The 19,340-nt window shown below is 72.6% G+C and carries 12 protein-coding genes; 10 read left to right on the forward strand and 2 right to left on the reverse strand.

The features are described from left to right. Positions 1 to 52 precede the first annotated feature (52 nt). From ACMA1D_RS24230 to ACMA1D_RS24260, 7 genes are all read left to right on the forward strand, one after another. Positions 53 to 1,918, forward strand: coding sequence for an acetolactate synthase large subunit (locus tag ACMA1D_RS24230; RefSeq protein WP_414726123.1), 1,866 nt, complete (start codon positions 53 to 55; stop codon positions 1,916 to 1,918). Positions 1,919 to 1,968: 50 nt separating this feature from the next. Next, positions 1,969 to 2,493: an acetolactate synthase small subunit gene (gene ilvN, locus ACMA1D_RS24235; protein WP_414726124.1), complete on the forward strand. Its 525-nt coding sequence runs from the start codon at positions 1,969 to 1,971 to the stop codon at positions 2,491 to 2,493. A 355-nt stretch (positions 2,494 to 2,848) separates the two neighbouring features. Beyond that, a complete protein-coding gene (gene ilvC, locus ACMA1D_RS24240; RefSeq protein WP_414726125.1) occupies positions 2,849 to 3,847 on the forward strand; it encodes a ketol-acid reductoisomerase in 999 nt (332 codons plus the stop codon). 653 nt (positions 3,848 to 4,500) lie between these two features. Then, a complete protein-coding gene (gene serA / locus ACMA1D_RS24245) occupies positions 4,501 to 6,105 on the forward strand; it encodes a phosphoglycerate dehydrogenase (RefSeq protein WP_414726126.1) in 1,605 nt (534 codons plus the stop codon). 854 nt (positions 6,106 to 6,959) lie between these two features. Further along, positions 6,960 to 7,715: a TetR/AcrR family transcriptional regulator gene (locus ACMA1D_RS24250; protein WP_414726127.1), complete on the forward strand. Its 756-nt coding sequence runs from the start codon at positions 6,960 to 6,962 to the stop codon at positions 7,713 to 7,715. 81 nt (positions 7,716 to 7,796) lie between these two features. Next, positions 7,797 to 9,356: an MFS transporter gene (locus ACMA1D_RS24255; protein WP_414726128.1), complete on the forward strand. Its 1,560-nt coding sequence runs from the start codon at positions 7,797 to 7,799 to the stop codon at positions 9,354 to 9,356. Between the two features lie 281 nt (positions 9,357 to 9,637). Continuing rightward, positions 9,638 to 10,558: an SAM-dependent methyltransferase gene (locus ACMA1D_RS24260; RefSeq protein WP_414726129.1), complete on the forward strand. Its 921-nt coding sequence runs from the start codon at positions 9,638 to 9,640 to the stop codon at positions 10,556 to 10,558. Between the two features lie 335 nt (positions 10,559 to 10,893). Here the strand turns inward: ACMA1D_RS24260 and ACMA1D_RS24265 are convergent, their stop codons facing one another. After that, on the reverse strand, positions 10,894 to 12,501 hold the full coding sequence (locus ACMA1D_RS24265; protein WP_414726130.1) for a helix-turn-helix domain-containing protein: 1,608 nt from the start codon (positions 12,499 to 12,501) through the stop codon (positions 10,894 to 10,896). 892 nt (positions 12,502 to 13,393) lie between these two features. Here ACMA1D_RS24265 and ACMA1D_RS24270 point away from each other — a divergent pair. The 3 genes from ACMA1D_RS24270 (at position 13,394) to ACMA1D_RS24280 (ending at position 17,124) form a co-directional block, all read left to right on the forward strand. Next, positions 13,394 to 14,320, forward strand: a complete 927-nt coding sequence (locus ACMA1D_RS24270) for a proline dehydrogenase family protein (protein ID WP_414726131.1) — start codon at positions 13,394 to 13,396, stop codon at positions 14,318 to 14,320. Positions 14,321 to 14,670: 350 nt separating this feature from the next. Further along, a complete protein-coding gene (gene pruA / locus ACMA1D_RS24275) occupies positions 14,671 to 16,302 on the forward strand; it encodes an L-glutamate gamma-semialdehyde dehydrogenase (protein ID WP_414726132.1) in 1,632 nt (543 codons plus the stop codon). A 693-nt stretch (positions 16,303 to 16,995) separates the two neighbouring features. Continuing rightward, positions 16,996 to 17,124, forward strand: coding sequence for a hypothetical protein (locus ACMA1D_RS24280; protein WP_414726133.1), 129 nt, complete (start codon positions 16,996 to 16,998; stop codon positions 17,122 to 17,124). Positions 17,125 to 17,598: 474 nt separating this feature from the next. Here the strand turns inward: ACMA1D_RS24280 and ACMA1D_RS24285 are convergent, their stop codons facing one another. Next, the gene (locus ACMA1D_RS24285; RefSeq protein ID WP_414726134.1) at positions 17,599 to 19,218 is read right to left on the reverse strand and encodes a purple acid phosphatase family protein; all 1,620 of its coding nucleotides are present in this window, start codon (positions 19,216 to 19,218) and stop codon (positions 17,599 to 17,601) included. Between the last annotated feature and the right edge of the window lie 122 nt (positions 19,219 to 19,340).

Consider the following 19,340-nt stretch of genomic DNA (forward strand, 5'->3'; position numbering starts at 1 on the left):
TGTTGCACTGACGCACTCCCCACCCCCGCACCACCTCATCTTCGAGAAGAGAATGCCGATGACCGAGCAGGCCACCGGGGCCCCCCATCCCCAGCCGCGGGCCCGAAATGGCGGGCAGCGACCCGTCACCACCGAGAACGTCACGGGCGCGCAATCCCTCATTCGTTCGCTTGAGGAGGTCGGCGCCGACACCGTCTTCGGAATTCCGGGCGGGGCGATCCTGCCCGCCTACGACCCCATGATGGATTCCTCGCGGGTGCGCCATGTGCTGGTGCGTCACGAACAGGGCGCGGGGCACGCCGCGACGGGTTATGCGCAGGCGACCGGAAAGGTCGGCGTGTGCATCGCCACTTCCGGTCCCGGCGCAACCAATTTGGTCACCCCCATCGCCGACGCGCACATGGACTCGGTGCCGCTGGTCGCCATCACGGGACAGGTCGCATCACAGGCCATCGGTACGGACGCCTTTCAGGAGGCGGACATCTGTGGCATCACCATGCCGATCACCAAGCACAATTGGCTCGTGACGAACGCGGACGACATTCCGCGGACGATCGCGGAGGCATTTCACGTGGCCTCCACCGGCCGGCCGGGGCCGGTCCTGGTGGACATCGCCAAGGACGCACTCCAGGCCCGTACCCGCTTCTCCTGGCCGCCGCAGACGGAGCTGCCGGGATACCGCCCGGTGACCAAGCCGCACGCCAAGCAGATCCGGGAGGCGGCGCGGTTGATCACGCAGGCGCGGCGTCCGGTGCTGTACGTGGGTGGTGGGGTGCTCAAGGCGCGGGCCAGTGCGGAGTTGCGGGTGCTGGCGGAGTTGACGGGGGCGCCGGTGACCACGACGTTGATGGCGTTGGGTGCGTTTCCCGACGGGCATCGGCAGCATCTGGGGATGCCGGGGATGCACGGCACGGTGGCGGCGGTGACGGCGTTGCAGAAGGCCGATCTGATCGTGGCGCTCGGGGCGCGGTTCGATGATCGGGTGACGGGCCGGTTGGATTCCTTCGCGCCGTTGGCGAAGGTGGTGCATGCGGATATCGATCCGGCGGAGATCGGAAAGAACCGGTTGGCCGATGTGCCGATCGTGGGGGATGCGCGGGAGGTCATCGCGGATTTGGTGGCTGCGGTGCAGGCCGAGCACGCTGAGGGTCAGGCGAATGACCTGAGCGCGTGGTGGGCTGATCTGGAGCGGTGGCGTTCGACGTATCCGCTCGGTTATGACCTGCCGGCGGATGGCAGTCTGTCGCCGCAGCAGGTGATTGAGCGGGTGGGTCAGTTGGCGCCGGAAGGCACGGTGTTTGCGGCGGGTGTGGGGCAGCATCAGATGTGGGCGTCGCATTTCCTGAACTTCGAGGAGCCGGCGACCTGGTTGAATTCTGGTGGGGCCGGCACGATGGGTTATGCGGTGCCGGCGGCGATGGGTGCGAAGGCCGGACGCCCGGAGCGTACGGTGTGGGCCATCGACGGTGACGGTTGTTTCCAGATGACCAACCAGGAACTGGTCACCTGCGCGCTGAACGACATTCCCATCAAGGTCGCCATCATCAACAACGGTGCCCTCGGCATGGTCCGCCAATGGCAGACGCTCTTCTACAACCAGCGCTATTCACACACCACGCTGCATTCCAGCGCCGATGGCTCGTCGGCGGATGTGGAAAGGCCGGCCGGCACCCGGGTCCCGGACTTCGTGAAACTGGCCGAGGCAATGGGCTGCGTCGGTTTGCGGTGCGAGGACCCGGCGCAACTCGACGCCGTCATCGAGAAGGCCAATTCCATCAACGACCGGCCCGTGGTGGTGGACTTCATCGTCCACCAGGACGCCATGGTGTGGCCGATGGTCGCCGCCGGCACCTCCAACGACGAGGTCATGGCCGCCCGCGGGGTCCGCCCCGACTTCGGCGACAGCGAAGACGACTGAGACCGGCCCCACGCCCCGAGCACACGCCGAGAAGAGAGAACCGAGCCCCCATGTCCAAGCACACGCTCTCCGTTCTGGTGGAAAACACCCCCGGCATCCTCGCTCGGATCGCCGCCCTGTTCTCCCGCCGCGGCTTCAACATCGACTCCCTCGCGGTGGGCGTCACCGAGCACCCCGACATCTCCCGCATCACCATCGTGGTCAACGTCGAGGAACTGCCGCTCGAACAGGTCACCAAGCAGCTCAACAAGCTCGTCAACGTGCTGAAGATCGTTGAGCTGGAGGACAGTTCGGCCATCCACCGCGAACTCGTCCTGGTGAAGGTCCGGGCCGACAACGAGACCCGCTCCCAGGTGGTGGAGATCGTCCAGCTCTTCCGCGCGAAGACGGTGGACGTCTCCCCGGAGGCCGTCACCATCGAGGCCACCGGGCGCAGTGACAAGTTGGAGGCCATGCTGAAGATGTTGGAGCCGTTCGGCATCAAGGAGTTGGTGCAGTCCGGCACCATTGCCATCGGACGGGGCGCGCGTTCCATCACCGACCGGAGCCTGCGCGCCCTCGACCGCTCCGCGTAGCCGCACGGCCGAGCAATGGCCGAGTGGCCGTACGCCGTACAGCCGAACGGCCACACAGCCGAGTAGTTGACGTCCGCCCGTACCCCCGGGCACCGCAGTGCCGCCGCCCACCCGCGTACCACGGCACTGCAACCCCCGCACCACGGCGCAGCCATCGCGCGTCACCGCGCCGCACGCGCCGCGCCGTATGCCATCCGTACGCGCCCCGCGGGCGGCCCTGTCCGGCCGATCGCACCCGCCCCACCCGGCGGGTTCCGGCCGCGGCGCGGGACCGGATGGCGAGACCTGAAATCCTTCCCCCGCCCAGCCGTCATACGGTGGGCCGCACCACCCGAAACGCTAGGAGATACCCGAAGTGGCCGAGCTGTTCTACGACGACGACGCCGACCTGTCCATCATCCAGGGCCGCAAGGTCGCGGTTCTCGGCTACGGCAGCCAGGGCCACGCCCACGCGCTGTCGCTGCGCGACTCGGGCGTGGACGTCCGCGTCGGCCTGCACGAGGGTTCGGCGTCCAAGGTCAAGGCCGAGGAGCAGGGGCTGCGCGTGACCACCCCGGCCGAGGCCGCCGCCGAGGCCGACGTGATCATGATGCTGGTCCCGGACCCGATCCAGGCCAAGGTCTACGAGGAGTCCGTCAAGGACAACCTCAAGCAGGGCGACGCGCTCTTCTTCGGGCACGGCCTGAACATCCGGTACGGCTTCATCAAGCCGCCGGCCGGTGTGGACGTGGCCATGGTCGCCCCGAAGGGCCCGGGCCACCTGGTCCGCCGCCAGTACGAGGAGGGGCGCGGCGTGCCGTGCATCGCGGCCGTCGAGCAGGACGCCACGGGCGGCGGCTTCGCCCTGGCCCTCTCGTACGCGAAGGCCATCGGCGGCACCCGGGCCGGCGTCATCAAGACGACCTTCACCGAGGAGACCGAGACCGACCTCTTCGGCGAGCAGGCCGTGCTGTGCGGCGGTACCGCCGCGCTGGTCAAGGCGGGCTTCGAGACCCTGGTGGAGGCCGGCTACCAGCCGGAGATCGCCTACTTCGAGTGCCTGCACGAGCTCAAGCTCATCGTGGACCTGATGTACGAGGGCGGCCTGGAGAAGATGCGCTGGTCGGTCTCCGAGACCGCCGAGTGGGGCGACTACGTCACGGGCCCGCGCATCGTCAACGACGCCACCAAGGCGGAGATGAAGAAGGTGCTCGGGGAGATCCAGGACGGCACCTTCGCCAAGAACTGGATGGCCGAGTACCACGCGGGTCTGCCGAAGTACAACGAGTACAAGAAGGCCGACCAGGACCACCTCCTGGAGACCACGGGCCGCGACCTGCGCAAGCTCATGAGCTGGGTCGACGACAACGAGTAGGCACGGACGGGCCCGGGGCGGGCGGGCGCGGTCGGCACCGGCCGGCCGGTGGAGCCTGCCCGCCCCGGGAGCCATCCCGCGGGGCCGCCCGGGCACCGCTCCGTCGGACCGCCCCGGGCGCCCCGTCCGGCTGCTCCGGGCACCCGTGGGTGCATCCGATCACTCGCGGGCGCGTTCGGTCGGCCGCGCGCCCCCAGTGCGGTGCCGTGCGTCATCCGGCCGGAGCCGTACGGCCCCGGCCCGCGGCTGCGACTCGTACGGGGCGCGGTGGCGTCGCGCCCACGCGTCGCGTCCACGCGTCGCGGGAAGCGGACGCCCGACGGCCGCCGATGGCCGCCCGCGGCAGCCGCCGGGGCCCTGCGGACCCGGGCCGAGCCGCGGCCCACAAGACCCCGAGCAGCATCCATCGAAACCGTTCTGACCTGCTGTAACACGCCTTCCGTGGCGGCTGCGCGGCGACCGTTGCGGGGCGTGCCGGCCACAACCGGGTGATGTTGCGTGACAGCGCAAGACTCCGGCTCGTACGCCACTACACTGCTTGCACAAGCGCGTCAGGCTCACAGCGTCGTGCGTCTTCCACGCGGCTGACCCCTTCACCGCCTGCGGCCGTCGGGACGGCCGTCCGCAAAGGACTAGTGAGGACTGAGGACCACGTGAGCACTGCTACGTCCAGCAAACCTGTCGTACTCATCGCTGAAGAACTCTCGCCGGCCACCGTCGACGCCCTCGGCCCCGACTTCGAGATCCGGCACTGCAACGGTGCGGACCGGGCCGAGCTGCTGCCCGCCATCGCCGACGTGGACGCCATCCTCGTGCGCAGCGCCACCAAGGTGGACGCCGAGGCGATCGGCGCGGCGCGCAAGCTGAAGGTCGTCGCCCGCGCCGGCGTGGGCCTGGACAACGTTGACGTCGCCGCCGCCACCAAGGCGGGCGTGATGGTCGTGAACGCGCCGACCTCCAACATCGTGACCGCCGCCGAACTCGCCTGCGGCCTCATCGTCGCCACCGCGCGCAACATCCCGCAGGCCAACACGGCGCTGAAGAACGGCGAGTGGAAGCGGAGCAAGTACACCGGCGTCGAGCTGAGCGAGAAGACGCTGGGCGTGGTCGGCCTCGGCCGCATCGGGGTGCTGGTCGCCCAGCGGATGTCCGCCTTCGGCATGAAGATCGTCGCGTACGACCCGTACGTGCAGCCGGCCCGGGCGGCGCAGATGGGCGTCAAGCTGCTGACGCTGGACGAACTGCTCGCGGTCTCCGACTTCATCACGGTGCACCTGCCCAAGACGCCCGAGACGCTGGGGCTGATCGGCGACGACGCGCTGCACAAGGTCAAGCCCGAGGTGCGGATCGTCAACGCGGCCCGGGGCGGGATCGTCGACGAGGAGGCGCTCGCCGCGGCGCTCAAGGAGGGCCGGGTCGCGGGCGCTGGCCTGGACGTGTACGCCACGGAGCCGTGCACCGACTCGCCGCTGTTCGCGTTCGACCAGGTCGTCGCCACCCCGCACCTGGGGGCCTCGACGGGCGAGGCGCAGGAGAAGGCGGGCATCGCCGTCGCCAAGTCGGTGCGGCTCGCGCTCGCCGGCGAACTGGTGCCGGACGCCGTCAACGTGCAGGGCGGCGTCATCGCCGAGGACGTGCGCCCCGGGCTGCCGCTGGCCGAGAAGCTCGGCCGGATCTTCACGGCGCTGGCCGGCGAGGTCGCGGTCCGCCTCGACGTGGAGGTCTACGGCGAGATCACCCAGCACGACGTGAAGGTGCTCGAACTCTCCGCGCTCAAGGGCGTGTTCGAGGACGTGGTGGCCGAGACCGTGTCGTACGTGAACGCGCCGCTGTTCGCGCAGGAGCGTGGCGTCGAGGTGCGGCTGACGACCAGCTCCGAGTCGCCCGAGCACCGGAACGTGGTGACGGTGCGCGGCACCCTCGCCGACGGTCAGGAGGTCTCCATCTCGGGCACGCTGGCCGGCCCGAAGCACCAGCAGAAGATCGTCGCGGTCGGCGACCACGACGTGGATCTGGCGCTCGCCGACCACATGGCGTTCCTGCGGTACGGGGACCGGCCCGGCGTGGTCGGCACCGTCGGCCGGGTGCTGGGCGAGGCCGGCATCAACATCGCCGGCATGCAGGTGTCGCGCTCGACGGCGGGCGGCGAAGCGCTCGTCGCGCTGACCGTGGACGACTCGGTTCCGGCGGCCGTGATGACCGAGATCGCGGTGGAGATCGGTGCGACCTCCGCCCGTGCGGTGAACCTCACGGACTGAGCCAGACGCCCGCCCGGCACCGCACCCACGGGGCGGCACGGGCGGGCGAGACCGACGGCCCGCGCCCCGGCCCCGCACCCGCCCGGGGCGCTCCGCGTCGTCGCGTACGCGCCTCTCGCGTGCGCACTCCGTGCGTCGGCGTCCTGCGCGTACGCCTCTCGTGCGCAGCAAGCTCTGCGAACGGTGCCCGGCGGGGACACCGGTGGGGCCCGCTCCGGCTCCGGTCGGGCATCGGTCAGACCCACGCACGGGCGTCCGTCAGACGGGGCCCGGGCCCGCTCCGGCCCCGCCAGGCACCAGTTCCGGCCATGCGCCGGGCCCGCCCACCGCTGCCTCGTACGGCCGGTGCCCCGGCTCCCTCGGTACGTGCCGCGGCGCCCCGCGTCCGCGCCACGGCGCCCCGTGTCGGCCGGCTGTGGCGCCCCGTACCCGGTCCGTACTGCCCCCCCGTGCCCGGGCCTCGGCGGGCACGGGCCGTGGGCGGTGGACGGCGAACGGGGCAGGTACGGGGCGCGGCGCCGGGGGTGTCGTACGGGGAGGGCACAGGCCCGCGCCATCGGGCCGGGGAGCGCGGGGGAGAGGGCCATTCGGGGCCAGTACGGGGCCGAGGCACGGGGCCGAGACGTGGGCCGTCAGTGACGTCAGTGACCGGGTCCGCACCGCTGGGGCGGTGGGACCCGGTTCTTTTCCGCCCACTTACTCAACGGGTGATGAATTATTTCGGCGGAGGGCCTACGCTGGTCTAAGCGGAGAAAAACCATCCAGCTACGGGGGTGTGGTGGCCGTCGCTCGGCCGTGCCGGGCGCCCGCCGCGCTCCCGCCCGGGTCGACTTCCGGCCCGCGAAGGAGGAGCCGTGACCGCAGCGCCCACCACCGCCGGCGACGCCCAGCCGCCGCGCATGCGGGCCGATGCGTGGCGCAACCGGGAACAGATCCTGCGCGCGGCCCGCGAGGTCTTCGCCGAGTACGGCCCGGGCGCCCCGCTGGACGAGATCGCCCGGCGGGCCGGCGTCGGCGCGGCCACCCTCTACCGGCGCTTTCCCGACCGCGCCGACCTGCTGCGGGCGGTGGCCGTCGACGTGTTCGCGGCGCTCCGCGAGGCCGCGTCGGCGGCGCAGCGCGATCCCGCGGAGCCCTTCGAGGCGCTCCGTACGTTCCTCCACGCCGCGCTCGACCTTCGGCTCGGCTCCGTCATCCCCGGGCTCATCGGACAGATCGCGCTCGACGAGGTCGTCGGCGGAGCACGACAGGACGCCGCCGACCCCGTCCAGGAGTTGATCGCCCGCGCCCACGCCGCCGGGACGCTCCGCCCCGACGTGCTCTTCGGAGACATCGCCCTGATGCTCATGCGGGTCTCCCGACCGCTGCCAGGTGGCCAGTTCGCCGAGGACGGCGAACTGGCCCACCGCCAACTGGAGATCTACATCGACGGCCTGCGCGCTCCGGGGCGCGAGGGGCGGCGCGCGCCGCTGCCGGGCCCCGCCGTGGGCCTCGACTGGTTCAAGCGCATCAGGGCCCGGGTGATCGGCGCCCGCCCGCCAACCGAACCCGTTCCGACACGACCGACGGCCGCACTGACGACCCCGCCGCCGGCGCCACCCACGGCCTGACCCACGGCCCGAGCTGCGACCTGGCTCATGGCCCCACCCACGAAGCCCGGCGCGGCTCGGGCAGCACAGAGAGGCAAGCAGATGCCCGCCAGCGACCACGGACCCGGCGACCCGGCCGGGTCGACCTCCGCATCCGCCCCCGTACCGATAGCCCGGTCCGACCCCGCGGCCCACCCCGCCGAGGCGCACCCCCGACGGTGGATCGCCCTGCTCTTCGTCGGCCTGGCCCAACTGATGATCGTGCTCGACATCACGATCGTGAACATCGCCCTGCCCTCCGCCCAGCGCGACCTCGGCATCTCCGACGGGGACCGGCAGTGGGTCATCACCGCCTACACGCTCGCGTTCGGCAGCCTCCTGCTGTTCGGCGGTCGCATCGCCGACTACACGGGGCGCCGCCGCGCCTTCGCCATCGGCCTCGTCGGCTTCGCCGGGGCCTCCGCGCTCGGCGGCGCGGCGGGCCACTTCGGCGTCCTGCTCGGGGCCCGAGCCCTGCAAGGCGCCTTCGCCGCACTGCTGGCCCCGTCGGCGCTGTCACTGCTCGCGGTGATGTTCACAGGAGCGAAGGAACGGGCGAAGGCGTTCGCGATCTTCGGCGCCATCGCGGCCGGCGGCAGCGCCATCGGCCTGGTGCTCGGCGGCTTCCTCACCGAATGCCTCAACTGGCGCTGGTGCTTGTACGTCAACGTGCCGATCGCCGTGGTGGCGGTCTGCGGCTGGTACGCGCTGCCCACCGACGCCCACAGCGGCCGGAGCCGCGCCAGGTTCGACGTTCCCGGCGTCCTGCTCGCCGTCGCCGGCCTGGTGGGCGTCGTGTACGGGTGCAGCGAGGCGGAGTCCGCCGGCTGGGACTCGGGCCGGGTGCTCGGTCTGCTGGCAGCCGGTGTGCTGCTGCTGGTGGCGTTCGCACTGGTGGAGCGGCGGGCCGCCACGCCCCTGCTGCCGCTACGCGTCATCGCCGACCGCACCCGGGGCGGCGCCTACCTGGCGGTGGGCCTGTCGATGGTCGGCATGTTCGCGATGTTCCTGTTCCTCACGTACTACCTCCAGACCGTCAAGGGCTATTCGGCCGTCGTCACCGGCGTGGCCTTCCTGCCGATGACGGCGGGCGTCCTGTTCGCGGCGGGCGGCATCGCGGCGCGCCTCATCCCGAAGGTGCCGCCGCGCGCACTGATCGCCCCCGGGCTGCTGCTCTCCGCCGCGAGCGTGGCCTGGCTGATCCCGCTGACACCGGACAGCTCGTACGCGGCCCGGGTGCTGCCCGCGGAGATCCTGGTCGGCATGGGGCTCGGCCTGGTGATGGCGCCGGCGATGAACTACGCCACGCACGGCGTGCGCGCCGAGGACACCGGCATCGCCTCCGCTTCGGTCACCACGGCGCAGCAGGTCGGCGGCTCGATCGGCACCGCACTGCTCAACACGATCGCCACCAGCGCCACCGCGGACTACCTGGCCGCCCACCACCCGCCGACCCCCGAGGTCGCCCAACGGGCCCTGACGGAGGGATTCTCGGACGCCTTCGTGGTGGCCGCCGTGATCCTGACCGTGGCCGCCGCGCTGGTGGCGGCCCTGATGAACACCCCGCGCCCCACCCGCGACACGGCGGCGAGTGCCGAACCGATGGCCACACACCTGGGCTAACGCCGGCGCGGCAATGCCCTGCGGCGGGCGGCACACGGGGCCCGCCGGCCGGGGTCGGGACGGTCGTGTCCCAGCCGCGGCCAGGGACGGCCGCGGGCCCGCGCGGAGCGGCCGGGGCCATGGCCCGACGCCCGCACGGAGCCGACCGAAACCGAAACCGAATCCGCAGGAGAAGCGGGCCACGAGCCTGCCCCAAAGCACCAGGGGGACGCGCTGGCACTTCCCGAAGACGCACGGAAACAGACATCGGCCAGAGAGCAGTGGTGAGAGAGGAGAACGTCATGACACAGGTAGCGCCCACACCACGGGACGCGCGCCACGGAGCGCTCAGGGGGCTCGCGGAGACCTCACTGTGGGTCGCGTTCCTGCGCGAGCTGGAGCAGCGCCGTACCGACCGGCTGTTCGACGATCCGTACGCGCGCGTGTTCCTGGACTCCGCCGGAGGCGCGGGCACCTTCTGGACCGAGACGCCCACGGCGACGGCGAGCGACGACTTCCGCGAGCTGATGGCCGAACAGGTGGCGGTGCGCACCGCGGCACTGGACGCCGCGCTGCTGACGGCCGTGCGGGCGGGCCGCAGCCAGGTCGTGCTGCTCGCCTGTGGGATGGACGCCCGGGCCTACCGGCTCGACTGGCCGACGGGCACCCGGGTATTCCAGGTGGACTTCGCGCCGGTGCTGGAGTTCCGGACGCAGGCGTTGCACGCCACCGGAGCGAGCCCGCGGTGCACGCTCGTGGACGTCGCCGCCGACCTCAGGGAGGACTGGGGCGCCACGCTCCGTGCGGCCGGGTTCGACCCCACGGCGCGCACCGCGTGGCTGGCCGAGGGCCTGCTGTACGGGCTGCCGTCGGTCGCGGCCGATGGGCTGCTCGACGCGATCGGGGAGCTCTCGGCTCCCGGCAGCACGCTCGAACTCGACCACGGCGAGGACGGCGAACGGCTACGCGCCGCCCGTACCGCGATCTCCACCGAGTTCACCGACCTGTGGCACGGCGGCCCGCGCACCGACCTGGACACCTGGTTCCGCCAGCACGGATGGGCCCCGGAGCTGCGGGACATCGGTCTGGTCGCGGCGGACTACGGCCGCCCCACGCCCCGGGCGTTCGACCCGCTGCTGCCGGGTACGGGCCGCGGCTGGCTGATCCACGCCATGCGCCGGCCACTCCCCGCGGGGGCCGACCGGCAGCCACAGCGGGGGTAGCGCCTTCCCCGGCGGGCTGGCTTCGTCGGTTGTGGCCCCGCTGTGTTGGCTCCGTTGCGCGGGCTCTGTTGCGCGGGCTCCGTTGTCGGGGTGCCGGCCCCGTCTTGAGGTGTCGTGCGGGCGGTTGTACGCGCTACGGGGCGTCGCCCGCACCCGCCCGCCTGTGCCCCGTGCTCCGTCCCTCCCCGTGCCCCGTGCTCCGTCCCACCGGTCCGCCCAGCGTCTGTCCGCCGGCCTGTCCGTCCGTTCGGGCGCCCTTCCCAACACCTGGCCCTCCGCCTGAGAGGAGGAAGGGGCGTACGGGGCCCGTCGTACGGCAGTCTCACCGGCAGGCGCTAACCGCGCGTCAGCCGCGCCTTCTTCAGCGCCATGTGGAGCAGCAGCCGGTCCTCGCCTGCGCCCAGGTCGAGGCCGGTGAGCTGCTCCACGCGCGACAGCCGGTAGTACAGCGTCTGCCGGTGGATGCCGAGCGCCTGGGCGGTACGGCCGGCCTGGCCGGCCCGGTCGAGGAACTCCTCAGCGGTACGCGCGAGTTCGGCGTGGACGTGTTCGAGCAGCGGACGCACGGCGGGGTCGGGGGCCGTGCACGGCAGTCCGGTGAGGAGGCGGTACGGGCCGACGTCGGCCCAGTTGGCGACGGGCCCGAGCCGTTCGTCGGCGCGCGCCGCCCGCGCCGCGGCCAGCGCCTCCCGCCAGGCGGCCGGCAGGTCGGAGAGTTCGCGCCGTACGTCACTCACACCGGCCGCCGCGCTCCCGCCCCCGTGCCCCGTGCTCCGTGCCAGGGCTCCGTCGGCGTCCCCGCCCCGTGCCCCGTGCCCCGTGCCCCGCGCCTCCGGTCTACCGCTCCGTGCTCCGTGTTCCGCGCCTCGTGCGGCGCCCTCCGTGCCGCGCTCAGGGCGCCCCGTACCGCCTGCGGCGTCGTCACCTGACGGGGCCGTGGGGCCGGCCCCGTGCCCCGTGCCCCGTGCCGGGCCTCCGCCGACGTCGGCGCCCCGCGCTCCGTGGGCTGCGCCCCGTGCTCCGTGCCGGGCCTCCGTCGGCGCTCCCGCCCCGTGCCCCGTGCCCGTGCTCCGGGCTCCGTGCCCCGTCGTGCCCGGTGCGTCGTTGCGCGCCCCGTTTCCGGTGGCCGTCGCGCGCGGGGAGCGCAGGAGTTGCTCCGCTGCTGCCAGGGCCGGGTCGACGGACGCCGCGGAGCGCAGCCGTACCAGGGCCGCGAGGCTCGTGCCCGGGTTCGGCCCGCCGGCCGCGCCGCCTTGTCCGCCCGACGCCCCGGGGCGCGCCTGATCGGCGATGGCACAGACGGCGGCCAGCCCCGGCAGGTTGGGCAGTGGGCCGGCCTCGGCGGGGTTCTCGGCGTCCCACGGGGTCACCGCGACGATCGCCAGCGGGCCGCGCGCGGCCGAACGGAGCGCGGCCCGTAGCCCCGCCTCCGCCTCGTCCCGGCCGCCGGAAGGCCCCACCAGGAGGGCCCGCAGCAGCTCCCCGAGCTCCGCCCCGCTGCGCGCCTCCGCGGCCAGCAGGGCGCCGATGCGGGCCGTCGTCTCCATGGCCTGGGTGAGCCGCGGGTCAGCCGGGGCGCCGGGGTGACCCAGTTCGAGGTCGGAGAGGTGGCCGTCGTCCAGGAGCCACACATAGCCGTGCACGACGCCCCGGTGCCGCACGGGCAGGCAGATGCGCCCCATGAACACCCCGGCCGCCGGGTCCGGCGGAATGCGCAACGGCGCCTGCGCGCGCGCGATGCCGAAGCCTTCGAACCACGCCCGTACCGCGGCCGTCGAACGGCGCTGGAGGATCGACCGGGTGCGCACCGGGTCCATCGCCAGGTCGTCGTCGCTGTCGTGCACGCCGAAGGCGATCAGCCCGAAGTCCCGGTCCTCCAGGGTCGCGGGGGCGCCGAGGATCGCCGAGATCTCGTCCACGAGTTGTTGGTAGTCGCCGCGCATCCGTCGCGTGGCCCCCTTCGATGTGTCGTGTGCCGTCCGGACCCCCGGACTCCCCGCTGCCCGGCGGGCCCCGTACGGGACGGCGTCCGGGCGGTGCGGGGGCGTGTGGGGGAGGGGGATCGGGCGGCCCCGGCCCGGGCCCTCACTCTCTCCTCCTCCGCCCCGCTCCACCTCTTGCTTGCTACCTACCGACTACTGCCTGGTGCTGGCCGTGCACCGCCTCGTGCTCGCTGCTTCGCGGCTCCGTGCGCCCTTCTCCCGTCTCCACCGGCAGCCGCCCCGGTCCGGGAGCTTCCCGCGCGCACACGCGCGTGGGCCGGCGAGCACGGACCGGGCAACGGCGCACCCCGGAGCCGCGCACGACCCCGTGCCGACGTCCGTGCCTGCTCCGTCCCGATGGCTGCGCCGCACTCCGCGGAGTGTCGCCCCTGCGGTGCGGACCCGTCCCGCACGGGGCCCCTCCGTGCCCCGCGGCTCCGTGCTCCGTCGCGCCGTGTGCCGGCGGTACGGGGCACCCCGCAGGCGGCGTACGCCCCGTACGGCCGGACGGGCGACCCGCCACGCGGCACGGGCACCCGGCCGGACAGCCGGCCGGCGCGAGGAACAGGCGGTGCGCGCACGACCCCGGGAGCGCCGCTGCGAGAGCACTGGCCGGATCACGACCAGCGCCCCCTGTTTCGCCCCGGCGTACGCCCGGCGGACAACGAAGTGCATCACCTACACCATTGTCATACATCTGTCTGAGATCTCAGCCACCGATGCGTGACAGGTGTCGATGGTCGTGCACCGGATCTGCTCCTTAGGTTTCACAGTGGCTCACCTTGCCGTCGTGGCCACCGGCCGCCCGGTGCGATCAGCCTTGACAAGAACAACCGCAACGTGGAGGTGCCCCGTGCTGGGTCCCGTGCTGCTCGCTGCGTCCCGCAGCGACGCCATCCGCCGTATCGTCTCGGCCGCGCCGGTCACCCGCCCCATGGTGGACCGTTTCGTCGCGGGTGAGCTCCTGGACCCGACCATGTCGGTCATCCAGGGCCTGACCGAGCGCGGCCTCGACGTGACGATGGACTTCCTCGGCGAGGACATCACCGACCCCGCCGAGGCGCGCCGCAACCGCGACGCCTACCTGGCCCTGGCCGAGTCGCTCGCCCCGCTGGGCCTCGGCGCCCGTACGGAGATGTCGGTCAAGCTCTCCGCGTTCGGCCAGGCGCTGCCCGGCGGGCACGACCTCGCGCTGGCGAACGTCACCCCCGTCGTGGAGGCCGCGGCCGAGGCCGGCATGAACGTGGCCCTCGACATGGAGGACCACACCACCACCGACTCCACGCTGGCCATCCTCCGCGAGCTCCGCGAGCGCTTCCCGCAGACCGGTGCGGTCGTGCAGTCCTACCTGTTCCGCACCGAGGAGGACTGCCACGCGCTGGCCACCGAGGGCTCGCGGGTCCGCCTGGTCAAGGGCGCGTACAAGGAGCCGGCGGACGTCGCCTTCCAGGACAAGCGCGAGGTCGACAAGGCGTACGTGCGCTGCCTGAAGATCCTCATGGCGGGCGACGGGTACCCGATGATCGGCTCCCACGACCCGCGCCTGATCGCCATCGCGCAGGAACTCGGCCGCCGCAACGGCCGTAAGCTGGACGAGTACGAGTTCCAGATGCTGTTCGGCATCCGGGTCGCCGAGCAGGAGCGGCTGCGCGCCGAGGGCCACCAGATGCGCATCTACGTCCCGTACGGCACCGACTGGTACGGCTACTTCATGCGCCGTCTCGCGGAGCGCCCCGCCAACCTGGTGTTCTTCCTGCGCTCGCTGGTGAGCCGGGGCTGATCGCCCGCGCCGGGCCCTGGGCCCCACGGCGGCTCCGGCCGCTCCGTGGGGCGCCGCGGCCCGGCCCCGTAGGCCCTGCTCGGCCGCCCCGTCGCCCGTGGCTGGCGGCCGAGAAGAGTAAGACTGGCAGGGGCACCCGGCGTGGCCGGTGGCTCCCCGTCCGGCCCGCGCCGGTCCGCCCGGCAGACCGCCGCGGCGGCCCCGGTGCACACGGCGCCGGCCGACCCCGCGGGACGGGGCCGGAGCGGAGCCCGCGCGCCCCGCGCCCTGGTGGCCCCGTGCCGCCGCCCTTACGTTCCGTACGCAGAACGTTTTCGTACGCAGACCCGACGATCGAAGGAGACACGGCCATGGACGCTGTGACCCAGGTCCCCGCGCCGGTGAACGAGCCGGTGCACACGTACGCACCCGGCACTCCCGAGCGTGCTCGCCTTGAGATCAAGCTCAAGGAGCTTGCCGAGAACCCCATCGACCTGCCGATGACCATCGGTGGCGAGAAGCGGCTGGGTGGCGGCGAGCGCTTCGACGTCGTGCAGCCGCACAACCACGCCGCCAAGCTCGGCACCTACGGCAACGCGACCGCCCAGGACGCGCAGGACGCCGTGGACGCCGCGCTGGCCGCCGCTCCGGCCTGGCGCGCGCTCTCCTTCGACGACCGCGCCGCGATCATCCTGAAGGCCGCCGAGCTGCTCTCCGGCCCGTGGCGCGAGACGCTGGCCGCCTCCACCATGCTGGGCCAGTCCAAGACCGCGCAGCAGGCCGAGATCGACACCCCCTGTGAGCTCGTCGACTTCTGGCGCTTCAACGTGCACTTCGCGCGCCAGATCATCGCCGAGCAGCCGATGGCCAACGCCCCGGGCGTGTGGAACCGCAGCGACCACCGGCCGCTTGAGGGCTTCGTCTACGCGATCACCCCGTTCAACTTCACCGCCATCGCGGGCAACCTGCCGACCGCCCCGGCGCTGATGGGCAACACGGTCGTGTGGAAGCCGTCCCCGACCCAGACCCACGCCGCCGTGCTGCTGATGCAGCTCCTGGAGGAGGCCGGGCTGCCGAAGGGCGTCATCAACCTGGTGACCGGCGACGGCATCGCCGTCTCCGAGGTGGCCCTGAACCACCCCGACCTGGCGGGCATCCACTTCACCGGTTCCACCAAGACCTTCCAGTACCTGTGGAAGACGGTCGGCACCAACATCGAGAAGTACAAGACCTACCCGCGGCTGGTCGGCGAGACGGGCGGCAAGGACTTCATCGTCGCCCACCCGTCCGCCGACCCGGCGGTGCTCAAGACGGCGATGACCCGCGGCGCCTTCGAGTTCCAGGGCCAGAAGTGCTCCGCGGCCTCGCGCGCGTACGTGCCGCGGTCGCTGTGGGAGAACGGCCTGAAGGAGGAGTTCGCGGCCGAGGTGAACGCCCTGACCATGGGTGACGTCACCGACCTGACGAACTTCATGTCCGCCGTCATCGACGAGCGGTCCTTCGCCAAGAACAAGGCGGCCATCGACCGCGCCAAGGCCGACCCGACCATCGAGGTCGTCGCCGGTGGCACCTACGACGACAGCGTGGGCTACTTCGTCCGCCCGACCGTCCTCGTCTCGACCGACCCCGAGAACGAGATCTTCAAGGACGAGTACTTCGGCCCGATCCTGGGCGTCTTCGTCTACGACGACGAGAAGTACGACAAGATGCTGACCCAGATGGAGTCCGCCTCGGCCTACGGCCTGACCGGCTGCGTCATCGCGCAGGACCGCGCCGCTGCCGCCGCCACCTGCGAGGCGCTGCGCTTCGCCGCGGGCAACTTCTACATCAACGACAAGCCGACCGGCGCCGTCGTCGGCCAGCAGCCGTTCGGTGGCGGGCGCGCCTCGGGCACCAACGACAAGGCCGGTGCCAAGCAGAACCTGATGCGCTGGACCTCCACCCGCTCCATCAAGGAGACCCTGGTCCCGCCGACCGACTACCGCTACCCGCACATGGGCTGATCCAGCCCCGCACACCGGCCGGCCCACCCACCGGGCCGGCCCGGTGCCCGCGATGCCGCGCGCACCGTCAGCTTCCGCCCCCGTCCGGTCCCCCAACCGGCCGGGGGCGGAGGTATGTCAGGGCGGCCCCGTCGCCCACCACGCCCCTGCTGGGCGCCGCGCTCCGTGCTCCGTCGGCTGCGTGGTGCTCCGCGCTCCGTGCTCCGTCGGCTGCGGGGTGCCCCGTGCCCCGTGCCCCGTGCCCCGTGCCCCGTGCCCCGTGCCCCGTGCCCCGTGCGGCCTACCACATCGGAGCAACAGGCGGGCACGTCCGTGTACCCCGTCGTGGGGCGTGCCGGACGCCCCGTCCGACCGCCGATCCGGAAGGCACCCGCGAAGGCCGCGCGGCTGAGTACACCGGCTGTCGCCGCACCGTGCACGGTGCCCGCAGCGGTCCGGTCTGCGGGACGCCCATGGCATGTGCCAGCGGAGTTTCAGTAGCGGCGCCGTCTCAGATAGTAGGAAGTCCGAGTAATGGTGCAGACAGCACGGCTCCGCTGGCTTACGTTTGTGGAAGCCGAACGTCTCGCTCCATCAGCGACGGCGGATGAGCCGGCTACGCGACGCAGGTGACCCCTGCCGTATCCACGCTCCCGCCCCTTCCGGCGATTCCATTCCCCTCGGGTACTGGCATTGGCATTGGAGACGTGCATCATGGCCGACACCGTTCGCAAGATCCGGCACGCTACCCGCCGCGACGACGACACCGACCGCAAGAACGCCGCAGCCGCACTCCAGCGCGCCCTGGACCGCCGCGACAACGGCGGCGCCACCGGTCACTGACCGGACCCGCGCCCGGTCCTCCCGCCCCACTCCTCGTCCCGCCACCCCGCCCCGTCCACGGGACCGCGTCTGCGGGGGCGCGCGGAGCAGCACGGTGCCGGCGCCGTGCTGCGGGCGCGTACCCGACAGGCGGGGCGCGGTCCCCGTTGCGGGGACACGGAGCGTACGGAGCGCGGAACTGCACGAGGCACGGGCGCGCGGGGCAGCCCCTCAAGGAACAGCGCCACATGCACGGAGTAGAGCCGTACGGAGCACAGACACGGGGCGCCGGGCAGAGAGCCCGTACAGGGGCACGGAGCGGAGCGGAGCCGTACGGCACGGAGCCGTACAGCACGGAGCCGTACGGGGCGCAGGTACGGAGCACGCGGACGGGGCACGGGGCCCGCGCCGCCCCGTGCCCCGCCCCGTACTCCGCGCCGCCCCGCGCCCCGTACGCGGCCTCCGCGGCGCCCCGCGCCCCGTACGCGGCCTCCGTCAGTGATGGCCGGGGCGGCGCCGGCGGACGATGTCGAAGTGGTCGACGCGTTCGCCGGTCTCCGCGAGGGTGGTCACCCGCAGCCGGGGGTGTGCGCCGCCCCGGGCGGCGACCGCGAGGAAGGAGAAGCCCGTGTACCGCACCCGGGACCACTCCACCTCCTCCTCGCTCTTCTGGGCGCCCTTGACCCAGTGGTAGGTGTGCACGCTGTCCAGGTCCTTGACGTGCCCCTCGAAGCTGTCCGGCACCGGGAAGCTGTACAGCGCCTTGCCCGCGCCGCCGGCCGTCACGTACACGATGCCGTCGCGCGCCGGGTCCACGGTCTCGCCGATCGGCACCGCCTTGGCCACCGCGCCGCCGCGCAGCGCGTCGGTGCGCTCGTACACGTGGTTGTGGCCGTTGATGACCAGGTCCACCTGGTGCTTGTCGAAGAGCGGCACCCAGGCGTCGCGCACGCCGCCGTCCGAGGCGTGGGCGCTGGTGGTCGAGTAGGCGCAGTGGTGGAAGAAGACCACGACGAAGTCGATCCCGCGGGTGCGCCGCAACTCCCCGAGCCGCCGGTCGAGCCAGGCCGTCTGCCGACCGCCGGAGTACCCGAGGTTGGCGGTGATCTCGTACGAGACGTCGTTGGCGTCCAGTGCGACCACGCCGACGTTGCCGTAGGTGAAGGAGTAGACGCCGGGCGACTCGCGGGGGTCGGGGCCGTTCTCCGGCAGCGTCCAACGGGCGCGCTGGCCGCCGTAGCCGTTGGGGCTGTACCACGCCTCCATGTCGTGGTTGCCGGTGGTGACCATCCACGGCACCCGGGCGGCGACGGACTCGGTCTGCGCCAGGAACTGGTCCCACACCCGCGTGTCGTACACGTCCGTGGCCGCGCCGCGCCCCGAGGAGTCCGCGTAGCAGATGTCGCCCGCGTGCAGGTGGAAGGACGGGTTCTGACCGAGGATCACCTGGTCGTTGGCGAGCGCGTGGTAGCTCACGCCCTGGTCGCCGAAGGCGGTGAAGACGAACTCCTCGGACCGGGCGGGGGCGGTGCGGAAGCTGCCGATCGTGGAGAGCCTGCTGGGTTCGGTCGGGTCGAAACCGTCGTGCCCCACGCCGTAGTAGTACGTGGTGCCGGGGCGCAGCCCGTCCAGCGCGGCGTGCAGGTAGTACTGCTCCACCGCGGGCAGCTTGCTGGACAGCGCGGGCGTGTGCAGGTCGCGCACCTCCGCCTCGATCTTCCGGCTCAACTGCCAGGGCTTGAGCCCGATCCGCACGTACGGCCGCCGCACGGCGAACGGGACCTGCCAGGAGATCCGCATCTGCGTCCGCGGGTCGGCACCGAACGCGAGGTGGCGCCCGAACGGGGCCACGAACGCGCCGCTCACCTGCCCCGTCGCGGGCCCGGCGGAGTGGGGGGAGGCACTGGCGGAGCCGGCGAGCAGGCCCGCGCCGGCCACCGCGCCGGCGGTGGCCACGCTGGTGCGCAGGGCGCCGCGGCGCGACAGCTTCGCGCGCAGGTACGCGTGTTGCTCCGGCATCGACATTCGGCCGGCGAGCTCATCGGGGATGCCGACGCGCGGGAGGTCGGCGGAACCAGGGGAGTGGGGGCCCGACTGGCGGGAATGAGCGGTCATGACAGAAAAGTTCCCAGTCATGACCAACTGCGCCCTGCATGACGGTCGTCCTGCGGGTGAACGCCACCCGTCTGGCAGGTCGAGTCCGCATGGTGGACGCCACGTGTCAACCGTTGGGACGA

It is taken from the genome of Streptomyces sp. 796.1 (assembly GCF_047525675.1).
In the GTDB taxonomy this organism is placed as follows: domain Bacteria; phylum Actinomycetota; class Actinomycetes; order Streptomycetales; family Streptomycetaceae; genus Streptomyces.

Bases quoted from the DNA above. Each gene is read 5' to 3' on its own strand.
- ACMA1D_RS24230 (WP_414726123.1), top strand. From the start codon at position 53: ATGCCGATGACCGAGCAGGCCACCGGGGCCCCCCATCCCCAGCCGCGG.
- ilvN (WP_414726124.1), top strand. From the start codon at position 1,969: ATGTCCAAGCACACGCTCTCCGTTCTGGTGGAAAACACCCCCGGCATC.
- ACMA1D_RS24255 (WP_414726128.1), top strand. From the start codon at position 7,797: ATGCCCGCCAGCGACCACGGACCCGGCGACCCGGCCGGGTCGACCTCC.
- ACMA1D_RS24260 (WP_414726129.1), top strand. From the start codon at position 9,638: ATGACACAGGTAGCGCCCACACCACGGGACGCGCGCCACGGAGCGCTC.
- ACMA1D_RS24265 (WP_414726130.1), bottom strand. From the start codon at position 12,501: ATGCGCGGCGACTACCAACAACTCGTGGACGAGATCTCGGCGATCCTC.
- pruA (WP_414726132.1), top strand. From the start codon at position 14,671: ATGGACGCTGTGACCCAGGTCCCCGCGCCGGTGAACGAGCCGGTGCAC.
- ACMA1D_RS24280 (WP_414726133.1), top strand. From the start codon at position 16,996: ATGGCCGACACCGTTCGCAAGATCCGGCACGCTACCCGCCGCGACGAC.
- ACMA1D_RS24285 (WP_414726134.1), bottom strand. From the start codon at position 19,218: ATGACCGCTCATTCCCGCCAGTCGGGCCCCCACTCCCCTGGTTCCGCC.